The organism is Streptomyces sp. NPDC006798, from assembly GCF_040635975.1.
Lineage (GTDB): Bacteria > Actinomycetota > Actinomycetes > Streptomycetales > Streptomycetaceae > Streptomyces.
In genome coordinates this window covers 71,051-84,248 of record NZ_JBEYIS010000009.1, presented here as the reverse complement: position 1 = coordinate 84,248, position 13,198 = coordinate 71,051, and the positions used below count along the sequence as shown (strand labels likewise).

Here is a 13,198-nt window from a genome sequence, read left to right as displayed (position 1 = left end):
TCTTCTGGGTTCGTACGGGTCGCGGGCCGATCGGGCTCGGTGGACGTACGGACGTTTCGACGGGCCGCTCCAGCCTACGCCAGGGGGCCGGGACCGCCCCGGACGGGCCCGGGGGCGGCCAGGTCCGGCAGTGTCGGCGGCGTCCCGGCCGGACCGGGGCCGGGAGCCGACGGCCGGGTGAGCACGGCCTCGTCGGTCCCCCAACCGGCGGCGCTCCGGGCCGAATAGTGGAGCCGGTCCTCTCCGTCCGAGCCCTCGGTGTAGCGGAAGGTGAACCGCCGGACCCCGGCCGCGCAGCCGTCGCCCCGCTCTCGCTCGGCGTCGGCGACCAGCCGGGTGGCCGTGACGCTGCGCAGCGTCAGCGCGTACTCGCAGATGATCTCGCCGCGGGGGTCGGTCTCCGTCGTCGTACCGACCTTGCCGCCCGGCTTGCCGGGGCTGATGTCGGCGACGAGCTTCGTACCGCGCGCCGTCGAGTCGGCGGTCCGGGGCGGGATCGTCCCGTTCCAGGTGTCGACGTAATGCCCGGGTACGCGGGCCAGCTCGCGCGGTGCCGGCTCGGAGGAGGAGCGCGGCGCGCTCGCGGAGGGGACGGGCTTCGTGCCGGAGTCCGCCATGTCCTTGTCCGCACCGGAGCGGTCCGGAAGCATGTCCTCAAGGATCCCGGTCCCGAGGAGCGCGCCGAGCAGGGCGAGCGCGAGGGTGAGCGTCACGGAGCAGGTGACCCGGCGGCGGCGTACGGCCGGACCGGGCGACGGCTCGGCGGGCGTGGCGGTGACGGTGTCCGTCGAGGCTTCGACGGAGGGCCCGGGGCCCGGTGCCCGGGGCGGGGCTTCGTCGCGGAAGTACGCGGCCCGGGGGTCGGGGGTCGGCGGGGACCCGCCGGAGTCCGGGGCCGGGCGGGGTTCCGGAACGGCTGTCCCGGGCGCCGGTACGGGAAGGTCCGGCGCGGCCGTCGGGGGTACGGGCGGCGTCGGCGGCCCGAACCCGCCGGAGCCGGGCCGCGCGACGGGCCCGGCCGCGCCCTCCGGACCCGGACCGGATATCGGCTCCGCCGAGAACTCCGTGAACGGTACGAGCCCGGAGGCGGCCTCGCCCTCGCCGGGACCCGGCTCCCGGACAGCCGCGGGACCGTCGCCCGCCTCCAGGTCCAGCAGCCCGACCGCCGTCCGGGAGACCTGTTCCACCAGCGCCCCCGGCAGCCAGCCGGGGCCGATCAGCGCCGAAGGACCGTCGGGCGCGAGCAGGGTGAGGATCTCCCCCGGCTCCGGCCGGGCGGCCGGTTCCTTCTCCAGACAGCGGAAGACGAGTTCGCGCAGCTCGTCGTCCATGGGGCCGAGTTCGGGCTCCTCGTGGACGACTTTGTAGAGCAGGGTCGCGGTGGTGCCGCCCCGGAAGGGGGTGTGGCCCGAGGCGGCGAAGGCGAGCACGGCGCCGAGGGAGAAGACGTCGGCCGCGCCCGTGACGTCCTTGCCCAGGATCGCCTCGGGCGGCATGAACCCGGGCGAGCCGACGGTGACCCCGGTGCTGGTGAGCGCGGAGGTGCCGTCCACGGCCCGGGCGATACCGAAGTCGATCAGCCGGGGCCCGTCGAGGGTCAACAGCACATTGGACGGCTTCACATCGCGGTGGACGAGCCCCAGGCCGTGGACGGCGGCCAGGGCCTCGGCGAGCCCGGCGCCGAGTCCGCGTACCGCCCGGCCGGACAGCGGGCCGTGCTCGTCGACCGCCGCCGACAGCGGCGGGCCCGCGAAGAAGCCGGTGGCGACCCAGGGCACGGCCGCCTCCGGGTCGGCGTCGAGTACGGGCGCGGTCCACCGGCCGCCGACCCGCCGGGCGGCCTCGATCTCGCGCCGGAACCTGGCCCGGAACGACGGGTCGTGCGCGACATACGGATGGACGGCCTTGACCGCGACGGTCCGGCCGCCCGAACTGCGCCCCAGATAGACCCGTCCCATGCCGCCCGCGCCCAGCCGTCCGACGAGGCGGTACGGGCCGATGACACGCGGCTCGTCGGGACTCAGCGGCTCCATCCGTACTCAACTCCCCCTCGCCCGTGGGCGCCCAAGGCCCCGTACGGCCCCCCGGCTGTACGCCACCCACAGCCTAGGCCCAGGGCGTCACCCGGGGCGGTCAGGGAGTGAGCAGGTCGACGGTCACATCGGCGGGGAAGCCGGTCGTGGGGCCGACCCGGCGGGCGAACTCGCGGACGCCCGCGAGCTGGTCGGGGCCGAACCGGAAGTCGAGAGTGCGGAAGTAGCGTTCGAGGAGGTCCGCGTCGAAGACCTCCCAGCGCGCGGCCTGTTCGGAGACCTTGGCGACCTCCTCCAGGGACAGATCGCGGGAGTCGAGGAACGCCCGGTGGACCTCGTGGACGACCTCCGGCTCCCGGGCCAGGTAGTCCCGGCGGGCCGCCCAGACCGCGAAGACGAACGGCAGCCCGGTCCACTCCTTCCACATCCGCCCCAGGTCGTGGACCTGGAGGCCGAGCCGGGGGGCGTCGTGGAGGGCCGCGCGCAGGGCCGCGTCGCCGATCAGGACGGCCGCGTCGGCCTCCTGCATCATCAGCCCGAGGTCGGGCGGGCAGGTGTAGTAGTCGGGGGCGACTCCGTACCGCTCGGCGAGCAGCAGCTGGGCCAGCCGGACGGAGGTGCGGGAGGTGGAGCCGAGGGCGACCCGGGCGCCGTCGAGCTGTTCGAGGGGGACCTGGGAGACGATCACACAGGACATCACCGGGCCGTCGCAGCCGACCGCGATGTCGGGGAAGGCGACGAGCCGGTCGGAGTTGCGCAGGAACTCCACCAGGGTGATCGGCGCGATGTCGAGTTCACCGCGTACGAGCCGCTCGCTGAGCTTCTCCGGGGTGTCCTTGGTCAGCTCGAAGTCGATCAGCGTGCCGGTTCTGGCCAGCCCCCAGTAGAGGGGCAGGCAGTTGAGGAACTGGATATGGCCCACCCGGGGCCGGGACCGGGGAAGGCCGCCCGCCGGGGCTCCCGTGCCGCCGTCGCCACCGCCGTCTCCAGCGGCGCCCGGGCCGCCGCCCGGCACACCGTCCGGACCGGTGGCACCGCCCGTGCTCGCGTACGCGCTCTCGGTGTCCGGGCCGCCGGCCCGGCTGTCGTGGCGCTCGTGGCGGCCCTGGTGCTCCTCGGAGATGTCCACATCGTGAGGCTAACGGCCGGGGTGCCCGGTCCGTGGCACGGGCCCGGGCGGCGGGTCCGCGCACCCCTCCCCACGCCCTCCTCCGCGCCCTCCTCCGCGCCCGGCGAGCGGCCCGGGACACGGCCCTGACGCGCCCCGGAACACGGCCCCGGACAGGTGCCGGGCCCGTCAGCCCGAGAGCACCCGTTTCAAGCGTCCGAGTGACGTGATCTTCACCTCTACCGAAGACAAGTCCCTGCGTGCTAGGCTCGTCGCAAGTTGCAGTTTGGTTTCCCTTGCAGTACAGAGCCTGCGGAGCATGTGACCCGCAGGCTTTTGTAGTTTTCAGACTTGTTTGCAGGTTCTGGAGCAGGGCAACCCTTTGGCCCAAGGAGGGCTTATGGCTACCGGAACCGTCAAGTGGTTCAACGCTGAAAAGGGCTTCGGCTTCATCGCCCAGGACGGCGGCGGCCCGGATGTCTTCGTCCACTACTCCGCGATCAACGCGACCGGCTTCCGCTCCCTCGAGGAGAACCAGGTCGTGAACTTCGACGTCACCCAGGGCCCGAAGGGCCCCCAGGCGGAGAACGTCACCCCGGCCTGATGCCAGGGCGTCGGCGATCGCGTCCGACTTAGCAGTACCCAAGAAGCCCCGTCCGCGAGGAACGGGGCTTCTGCCTTTCTTCCCGGCACCTTCCCAGGACCCTCCCGGCACCTTCCCGGCCGCCTCCCGTCGACTTCTCGCCGACTTCTCGCGGAAACGGCCGAAACGGTTCGGAACGGCCCGACCGGAACGATCCGGAAGCGCCGGAGGCCCCCCGGGGCCGCCGGATTCCGCAATCCGCCCGGGCCCGGCCAGGACGGAAAGGCCCGGGAATTCCCGATGGCGCGGAATCAAACATTCCGCAGCCCTGGAAGATCCCGGAATTCCACCCCCGGGGCCGGTACGGAACCGGTGTCGGCCGCAAGGCCGGGACCCGGCGGATCCGGCAGCCGCTTCTCGTACAGCCAGGCCCGGAACAGCCCCTCCAGCGGCTCGGCCGTATGACGGGCCGCCAGCGCCGTGAAACCCTCCGTGGTGACCAGCCCGTGCCGGTGCGCCGTCGTCCACTCCCGCAGCAGGGCCCGGAACGCGGCCTCCCCGATCACCGTCCGCAGCGCGTGCAGCGTGAGCGCGCCCCGCTCGTACACCCGGTCGTCGAAGAGCCGCCGCAGTCCCGGGTCCGCGATCCGTACGTCCTGCGGCAGCAGGGCGAGCCGGGCCCGGGAGCGGGCCGCGTGCTCCGCCGCCGACGGGCCGCCGGACGCCTCGGACCAGAGCCATTCCGCGTACTTCGCGAACCCCTCGTTCAGCCAGATATGCCGCCAGTCGGCGACGGTCAGACTGTTGCCGAACCACTGATGGGCCAGTTCATGGGCGATCAGCCGCTCCGAACCCCGCGCGCCGTCGACATGGTTGGCGCCGAACACGGCCAGGCCCTGGGCCTCGACCGGCACATCCAGCTCCTCGCCGACGACGACCACACCGTAGGAATCGAAGGGGTAGGGCCCGAACAAGTCCGCGAAGAGGGTCATCATCCGGGGCTGACGGGCGAAGTCGTGGGCGAACCGGGTGAGCAGGGCGCGCGGTACGGCGGCGTTCTGCGGCACCTCGCCACCGAGCCCGGCACCGGCACCGGCACCGCCACGGAGCCCCGCCAGGAGCTCCGTCCCGGGCACGGAGACCAGTTCGTACGGCCCGATCTGGACCGTCGCCAGATAGGTCGCCATCGGCACGGGCTGCTCGTACACCCAGCGGGTGGTCGAGGCCCCGACCGTCCTGGCGGTCAGCCGGCCGTTGGCGACGACGGTGTACGGAGTCGGGGCGGTCAGCGCGATCCGGTACGCGGCCTTGTCGTCGGGCCGGTCGTTGCAGGGGAACCAGGACGGCGCGCCGTGCGGCTGGGCGGCGACGAGGGAGCCCTCGTCGAGCTGCTCCCAGCCGAGTTCGCCCCACTCCCGGGTCCGTACCGGCTGGGGCACGCCCTGGTAGCGGACCTCGACGGAGAACCGCCCCCCGGGCGGAACCGGCCGCTCCGGGGTGATCAGCAGCTTCTCGCCCCGATGCGCCCAGCGCCCCGGGCGCGCCCCGTCCACCAGGACCTTGGTGACCCGGAACGGCCCCAGGTCGAGGGCGACGACGGGCAGCGCGCTGCGGGCGGTGCCGTACACGGTGGCCCGCCCCGCGAGCCGTCCGGTGTGGGGCACGTACTCCAGATCGAGGTCGTAGGAGGTGACGCGGTAGCCGTCGTCACCGTGGTACGGAAGGTACGAGTCGGACACGCGGCGCCGCCTTCGGTCGGAGGATCAGGGGTACGGATACCGCCGCTACCGGCCCGGCGGCCAGGACGCGATCGGATTGCCCAGCCAGCGGGTGCCGGGCGGGACGCGTTCGGCGCGGAGGACCAGGGACGCCGGGCCCGCGACCGCGCCCGCGCCGAGCACCGCGCCGGGGAGGGCGATGCCGTGCGGGCCGAGGGTGGCCCCGGGGCCCAGTTCGACCGGGCCGAGCCGCATGATCCGGTCGTGGAAGAGATGGGTCTGGAGTACGCATCCCCGGTTGACGCTCGCGCCCGCGCCGACGGTCACCAGATCGGCCTCCGGCAGCCAGTACGTCTCGCACCAGGCCCCCCGGCCGACCCGGGCGCCGAGGGCCCGCAGCCACAGACTGGTCAGCGGGGTGCCGGGGACCGCGCCGATCAGCCAGGGCACGGCGAGTACTTCCACGAAGGTGTCGGCGAGTTCGGCCCGCCAGACGAAGCCGGACCACAGGGGGTGCTCCCCGGCCCGGAACCGCCCGTTGAGCAGCCATTTCGCCACCACGGCGGTGGCACAGGCGACCACTCCGCCCGCCGCGATCAGCGCCCCGGTGGCGGCGACGGCGACCCCGGCGCCGTAGCGGCCCGCCACGGCCGTGAAGGCGTACAGACCGGTGACGGCGAGCCCGGCCGAGCAGAGGACGGGCACGATCCGGCAGGCTTCGACGGCCGCGCGGGCCCGGCGCAGCCGCGCGGGCGGATCGTAAGTACGGCTCTTCTCGCCCCGCTCCCGTTCGCGGCGGAGCCGGATCGGCGGCATCCCGAGCCAGGAGCTGCCCGCCTCGGCGCGTTCCGGGGCGGCGGAGAGCACCCCGACGAGGCCGCGTTTGGGGACCCGGCGGCCCGGGGCGGTCATCCCGGAGTTGCCGAGGAAGGCGCGTTTGCCGACCCGGGCGGCGGCGATCCGCATCCGTCCGCCGCCCAGTTCGTACGAGGCGACCATGGTGTCGTCGGCGAGGAAGGCGCCGTCGCCGACGGTCGTCATCGACGGCAGGGCGAGCACGGTCGACGCCTCCACGTCCCGGCCGACCCGCATACCGAGGGCGCGCAGCCAGCCGGGGGTGGCGAGGCTGGCGTAGAGGGGGAAGAGATGGGCGCGGGCGGTGTCCATCAGCCGTTCGACGGCCCAGGCGCGCCAGGCGACCGGGCTGTGGACGGGGTGGCTGCCCTCGCGGAGCCCGGCGCCGAGGGCGCGTACCCCCGCCAGGATCAGCAGGGCGTACGCGGCCAGGCCGGTGAGGGCGGCGAGCGGGGTACCGGCGGCCGGGTGCGGGGCGGCGCGCAGGACCAGCAGGGCGGGGAGGGCGGCGACGGCCGGCAGCACGCCGAGGAGCAGGGACGTCAGGGCGTAGACGGCGGTCCAGCGGGCCCGGCGCGGCGGGCGGTCGCGGCGGGCGGCGCTCCGGGCCCGGCCCTCGCGTACGGCGGGGACCCCGGACCAGCGCTCCCCCGCCGGGACCCGGCCGGTGACCCCGGAGCCGGGGGCGATCTCGGCGCGCTTGCCGATCCGGGCGCCGGGGAAGAGGGTGCTGCGGGCCCCGACGACGGCGTCGGCGCCGATCCGGATCGCCCCGATCCTGAGGGTGTCGCCGTCGAGCCAGTGCCCGGCGAGATCGGTCTCGGGTTCGACGGCTGCGCCCCGGCCGAGCCGCAGCATGCCGGTGACGGGCGGCAGGGCGTGCAGATCGACGCCGTCGGCGACCCGGACGCCGAGGGCGCGGGCGTAGTAGGTGAGCCAGCAGCCCGCGAGCTGGGTGGCGCCGGTGAGTTCGGCGAGCCGTTCGGCGGTCCAGAGCCGCAGATGGACGGCGCCCGCGCGGGGGTACGTCCCCGGGCGCACCCCGGTGAGCAGCAGCCGGGCGCCACCGGCGGCGAGCACGATCCGGCCGGGCGGGCTGGCGGTCAGCAGCCAGCCGGCGGCCAGCCACCACCAGGAGAAGCCGGGCCCGGCGCCGACGACGTTCGCGGCGGCGGCGGCCAGGACGCCCCAGCGCAGCCCGCCGACGGTGAGCAGGGGCCCCAGCAGGGCGAGCTGGAGGGCGCGGGCGCGGCGGGGCACGGGGGTGACGGGAGCGACGGGGCGGTCGTCCCCGGCCCGGGTGTGCGCCTGCTCCCGTCCGTCGAGTACGGCGGCGAGGGCGCCGAGGGTCGGATGGCGGTAGACGTCGCCGACGGAGCCGGTGCCGTACCGCTCCCGGATCCGGGAGACCAGCCGGGCGGCGGCGAGGCTGCCGCCGCCGTGGGCGAAGAAGTCGTCCCCGGCCGCGACACCGGTCGCCCCGAGCAGTTCGGACCAGCGCGCGGCGAGCCAGGCCTCGGTCCCGGTGAGGGCCGGGGCCCCGGCGGGGGCGGGGTCGGCGGGCAGGGGCCAGGGCAGGGCGTCCCGGTCGACTTTCCCGGAGGTCCGGGTGGGCAGCCCGGTGACGACGGCGAGTACGGGCACGAGCCCGTCGGGCAGGATCTCCCGCAGCCGGGCGAGGGCGCGGGCCTTGTCGAAGCGGGGCGCGGGGGCGGGGTCGGGCGCTGGTGTGCTGCCGGCGCCCGGCTCCGGAACCGGGCCGATGCCGGGGGCGGGACCGGCGGCACGACCGGCGCCCGGCTTCGGCGCCCGGACCGGAGCCGGAGCCGAGGCCGGGCCCGCGCCCGGTTCCGGCCCATGGCCCGGAGTCCGCGTCGCCTCCGGCGCCGGATTCGGGGTGGGGTCCGGCTCCGGGACCACGTAACCGACCAGGATCCGGGTCCCCGCCGGAGTCGTACGGATCGCGGCGGCAGCGGCCCGGACGCCGGTCAGACCCAGCAGCGCCGTATCGATCTCGCCCAGTTCGAGCCGTCGCCCGCCGAGTTTGACCTGGTCGTCGGCGCGGCCGGTGAAGACGAGCCCGGCGGGTTCGGCCCGGACCAGATCGCCCGAGCGGTAGGCGCGCCGCCAGCCGGTGGCGGCCAGGGGCGCGTAGGCGGCGGCGTCCCGCTCCGGGTCGAGGTAGCGGGCGAGCCCGGCGCCCCCGATGACGAGTTCACCGGTACCGCCCATCGGTACGGGGGTGCCGTCGCCGTCCACGACCGCGAGGTCCCAGCCGTCGAGCGGCAGCCCGATCCGGACCGGCCCGCCGTCGGCCGTGAGCCGGGCCGCGCAGGACACCACGGTCGCCTCCGTGGGGCCGTACGTGTTCCACACCTCCCGGCCCGGTACGGCGAGCCGCGCCGCCAGCTCGGGCGGGCACGCCTCGCCGCCCAGGATCAGCAGCCGTACGCCGTCGAGCGCGGCGGACGGCCAGAGCGCGGCCAGGGTGGGGACGGTGGAGACGACGGTGATCCGGCGCTCCGCCAGCCACGGCGCGAACTCGGCGCCGCCCCTGACCAGGGCGCGCGGCGCGGGCACCAGACACGCGCCGTGCCGCCAGGCCAGCCACATCTCCTCGCAGGACGCGTCGAAGGCCACCGAGAGCCCGGCGAGTACCCGGTCCCCGGGCCCGAGGGGCGCGTCGGGCAGGAAGAGCCGCGCCTCGGCGTCGACGAACGCGGCGGCGGCCCGGTGGGTGACGGCGACACCCTTGGGGCGGCCCGTGGAGCCCGAGGTGAAGATGATCCACGCGTCGTCGCCCGGTCGCGGGGGCGGGCCGTCGGTACGGGCTCCGCCGGGGGCGCCGTCGCCGGTGATCGCCCGGCCTTCGCCGAGTACGACGGCGGTGCCCGCCTCGGCGAAGACGGTCGCGGCCCGCTCGGGCGGGTCGTCGGCGTCGACGGGGACGTACGCGGCACCGGCGGCGAGGGCCGCGAGAACGCGGACATACAGCTCGGCACCCCCTGAGGGCACCCGAATCCCGACCCGCGCCCCCCGCCCGACCCCCCGTGCCAGCAGCTCCCGGCGCACCCGGGCCACCTCGGCGAGCAGCGCGCGGTACGTGAGCGGGGCGACCCCGTCGTCGAGCGCGAGCGCGTCGGGGTGACGGAGGGCGGTGGCGGCGAGTATGTCGACCAGGGTCCGTTCGGGTGCGGCGGCCCCGCCGGGGAAGACGGCGGCCCGCGGCCCGGAGTCGGCGACGGCCGTCCCGAACCCCGCGCGGCCGGGGGCGGGGGGTCGGGTGGTGCGTATCGCCATCGGTCGCGCTCCGTCCGTCGGGTGACAACGGAGGAGCCTATGGCGGTTTGCCCGCGTATGCCGGTTATGCGGACCGGTCATGACGGTGCGAGGCGCCACCCCGAACTACCCGGGCCGCGCCCAGCGCCCAGGCGTTGTCGGCGGCCTGCGGACCGCGGCTGGCTTGTCGCGCGGTTCCCCGCGCCCCTATGCCCTTCGTGACGGGGAACCTCAGCGTCTTGGCCCTCGTAGGCGCCGCCCGCGCCTTCTGCCCTGCCGGGCTGGTGTTTCAGTCGCGCCCGCGGCCCGCCTGTGGCCGTTCGCGCGGTTCCCCGCACCCCTGGGTTGCCCTCCCGACCGCCCCCCGGAAGGACACCGGCCCTCGGGGAGCGGGTCCCTTTTCAGGGCCGGTGCCGGGGAGTGCATTCAGGGGCGCGGGGAACTGCGCGACCAGCCACAGACCGCGCGCGGTCGCCCGACGACACCCGCCCGGCCGGGCGGATGGCGCGGGCCCCACCCGGAGGGCCAAGGCGCTGGGGGTCCCCCCATCGCCGAAGGCATAGGGGGCGGAACCGCGCGAACAGACACCAGCGGGGCGCCGTCCGAAACGGCCGAGCACCCCCACGCGCGGCGCACCCGGGACGCACCGGAGCCCCCGCTCCCCGTGAGGGGGAGAGCGGGGGCTCCGGTGAGCACAAGGGCCGAGGGGCCGAGGGGCAACAGGGCCCCTCAGCGCGCGGCGCGAGCGGTCACGCAGGCGCGGGGATCGACACCTTCCCCTTACCCGAGTCACCGGCGTCGCCCGACGCCCCCGGCACCGTCTCGTCGTCGATCGACGTCGACCCCGCCGCGTCGTACTGGTCGCGGTCGAGGATCTTCTCCCGGGCCGCCACGATGACCGGTACGGCCGCCTGTCCGGCGACGTTCGTCGCGGTGCGGATCATGTCGAGGATCGGGTCGATGGCGAGCAGCAGGCCGACGCCTTCCAGCGGGAGGCCCAGCGTGGAGAGGGTCAGCGTCGTCATCACGGTCGCGCCGGTGAGTCCGGCGGTCGCGGCCGAGCCGACCACCGAGACGAAGACGATCAGCAGGTATTCCTTGAGGCCCAGCTGGATGTCGAAGATCTCCGCCACGAAGATCGCGGCCAGGGCCGGGTAGATCGCGGCGCAGCCGTCCATCTTGGTGGTGGCGCCGAACGGGACCGCGAAGGACGCGTACTCCTTCGGCACACCGAGCCGCTCGGTGACCCGCTGTGTGACGGGCATGGTGCCGACGGAGGAGCGGGAGACGAAGGCGAGCTGGATCGCGGGCCAGGCGCCCTTGTAGAACTGGAGCGGGTTGACCTTGGCGACGGCCCAGAGCAGCAGCGGGTAGACGCCGAAGAGGACGAGCAGGCTGCCGATGTAGACGTCGGCGGTGAAGGTCGCGTACTTGCTGATCAGGTTCCAGCCGTAGTCGGCGATGGCGTAGCCGATGAGGCCGACGGTGCCCAGCGGGGCGAGCCGGATGACCCACCACAGCGCCTTCTGGAGCAGCTCCAGCACGGACTCGCTGAAGGTGAGGACGGGCTTGGCCTTCTCGCCGAGGGAGAGCGCCGCGATACCGGCGACGGCGGCGAGGAAGACGATCTGGAGGACCTTCAGCTCGGCGAAGGGGGTGATGATGTCCGTCGGGATGATCCCGGTCAGGAAGTCGATCCAGGAGCCGGTCTTCTTGGGGAGTCCGCCGTCCTTCGGGGTGAGCCCGGTGCCCTCGCCGGGGTTGGTGAGGAGGCCGATGGTGATACCGATGGCGACCGCGATCAGGGATGTGATCAGGAACCAGAGCAGGGTCTGGCCGGCCAGCCGGGCGGCGTTGTTGACCTTGCGGAGGTTGGTGATCGAGATCAGGATCGCGAAGAAGACGAGCGGCGCGACGGCCAGCTTCAGCAGCCGGACGAATATGTCTCCGACCTGCTCCAGCGTGTCCTTGAGCCAGCTGATGTCCTGTTCCCGGGCGAGCCAGCCGAGCAGGACGCCGAGGACGAGACCGGCGACGATCTGGGCCCAGAAGGGGATTCTCGGCAGTCGGGGACGGGCGCCGGGCTCGGATGCCTCGGGCTTCCGGTCGGCGGGGGACGTCGTGTTCGCGGACACGGACACACTCCAGTGATGGCTGAGGTAATGGGTGAGCGGAAGACGGCGCCCGTGCGCGAGTAGGGCCGGATTCGGTTGCGAGTCGGGGCTGCCGCTGGGGAGAGATGCCGGGGTCAGACCGAGCGGCGACAGACCGCGGACATGCAGCGGCAGAGGTCGACATGCAGGCGCGCCACGAGCGGGGGGCTCGCGGCAAGGCGGAGGCGCACTGATGTCTGCATGGGGAACACGTTAACACCGGAGCTTTGAGGTCCTCAAAGGTCATCTTGGGGGCGTGGGGGCGGGTTTTCCTCGGAATCCACACCGCGCCATCGGGACTGCCTGCATAAACACGGACATCCCGGGCGGGATCTCAAGATCACCACCCGGGATGTGTGACACATCCGATATGCACCCGATACCGGGCTTCATCCGCCGGACACGAGACGACGCGCCCCATGGCTCCTCGGCCCGCGTCCGCGCCCGTACGAACCCGGCCGTACGAGCCCGCCCGCGCGTCAGGCGATGCCGTCCTCCCGCGTACGGTTCGCGTGGAGGCGGTCCTTCGCCCGGTCCACGGAGTCCACGATCTGCTCGGACATGGCGTCGCGCTGCCTCCGCAGCAGGATGAAGCTCAGCGGCGCCGACAGCACCAGCGCCAGCAGCACGACCCAGACGAAGTTGGAGTCGCCGAGGCCCTTGGGCAGGACCCCGAACTGGACGAGGACGGCCACGACCGCGAAGCAGCCCGCGAAGACGGCGAGGCGCAGGCCGGTGTACTTGATCGCGGCGCTCGACTTGGCAGACACGGAGGCCCTTCTCTCTTCCGTACGCACGCGCTGTTCACGTACGCGACTGGGGATTGAACGTGCTGTTCCAGTGAAGCATGTACCGAAATCGAGCTATACGGCGGCTCTGCGCGGCCCCTCGAACGGCCCCGCGACCACCGCGTTCACCACCGCCATCACCGTTACCACCGTCACCGCAGCGCCAGCAGCATCGTGATGTCGTCCCGGTACTCCCCGTCCCCGACCCTGATCGCGTCGGGCACCCGCCCGACCTCCCGGTAGCCGCAGGACGCGTAGAACCGTTCCAAACCGAGCCCGCCCCGGCAGCCGAGCCGGATCGCCTCGACGCCGCCGAAGCCCCGGGCGGCCTCGGCCGCCGCCGCCATCAGTCCCCGCCCGGCGCCCCGGCCCTGCTGGTCCGGGTGGACCATGACCGTGTAGAGCCAGATCCAGTGGGTCATCAGCCGATGGCTGTTAAAGGTGAGGAACGCGGTGGCCGCGACCCGCCCGTCGGTGTCGTGGCCGACGAGCAGCCGGGACCGCCCCTCCGCCAGGGCGGCGAGCTGGCGGACCAGCTCGGGCCGGATGTCGTCCGGTGTGACGGGCGGTACGAATCCGACCGCGCCGCCCGCGTTGGTGACATCGGCCCAGAGCCGGAGGATTCCGTCGCGGAGCGCCGGGTCGACGGCGGGGTCGAGGGTGTACGTCAGGGGCAACGCG

Annotated in this window: 8 protein-coding genes; 1 reads left to right on the top strand and 7 read right to left on the bottom strand. The window is 74.2% G+C overall.

All coding sequences use genetic code 11. The features are described from left to right. Positions 1-74 precede the first annotated feature (74 nt). On the bottom strand, positions 75-2,033 hold the full coding sequence (locus tag ABZ714_RS08245; protein WP_358824340.1) for a serine/threonine-protein kinase: 1,959 nt from the start codon (positions 2,031-2,033) through the stop codon (positions 75-77). 100 nt (positions 2,034-2,133) lie between these two features. Beyond that, on the bottom strand, positions 2,134-2,955 hold the full coding sequence (locus ABZ714_RS08240) for a menaquinone biosynthesis protein (protein WP_358824444.1): 822 nt from the start codon (positions 2,953-2,955) through the stop codon (positions 2,134-2,136). Between the two features lie 586 nt (positions 2,956-3,541). Here ABZ714_RS08240 and ABZ714_RS08235 point away from each other — a divergent pair. Next, positions 3,542-3,745 (top strand): cold-shock protein, encoded by a 204-nt coding sequence (locus tag ABZ714_RS08235; protein WP_017948713.1) that lies wholly within the window; start codon positions 3,542-3,544, stop codon positions 3,743-3,745. Positions 3,746-4,035: 290 nt separating this feature from the next. On the opposite strand, the gene ABZ714_RS08230 is transcribed toward ABZ714_RS08235, so the two are convergent. From ABZ714_RS08230 to ABZ714_RS08210, 5 genes are all read right to left on the bottom strand, one after another. Beyond that, positions 4,036-5,463, bottom strand: a complete 1,428-nt coding sequence (locus ABZ714_RS08230; protein ID WP_358824339.1) for a M1 family metallopeptidase — start codon at positions 5,461-5,463, stop codon at positions 4,036-4,038. A gap of 45 nt (positions 5,464-5,508) precedes the next feature. Next, on the bottom strand, positions 5,509-9,597 hold the full coding sequence (locus ABZ714_RS08225; protein WP_358824338.1) for a Pls/PosA family non-ribosomal peptide synthetase: 4,089 nt from the start codon (positions 9,595-9,597) through the stop codon (positions 5,509-5,511). A gap of 728 nt (positions 9,598-10,325) precedes the next feature. After that, complete coding sequence (locus ABZ714_RS08220; protein WP_358824337.1) at positions 10,326-11,711, bottom strand: dicarboxylate/amino acid:cation symporter; 1,386 nt, start codon at positions 11,709-11,711, stop codon at positions 10,326-10,328. 497 nt (positions 11,712-12,208) lie between these two features. Next, a complete protein-coding gene (locus ABZ714_RS08215) occupies positions 12,209-12,499 on the bottom strand; it encodes a DUF4229 domain-containing protein (protein ID WP_358824336.1) in 291 nt (96 codons plus the stop codon). Between the two features lie 170 nt (positions 12,500-12,669). After that, complete coding sequence (locus ABZ714_RS08210) at positions 12,670-13,194, bottom strand: GNAT family N-acetyltransferase (protein WP_358824335.1); 525 nt, start codon at positions 13,192-13,194, stop codon at positions 12,670-12,672. Between the last annotated feature and the right edge of the window lie 4 nt (positions 13,195-13,198).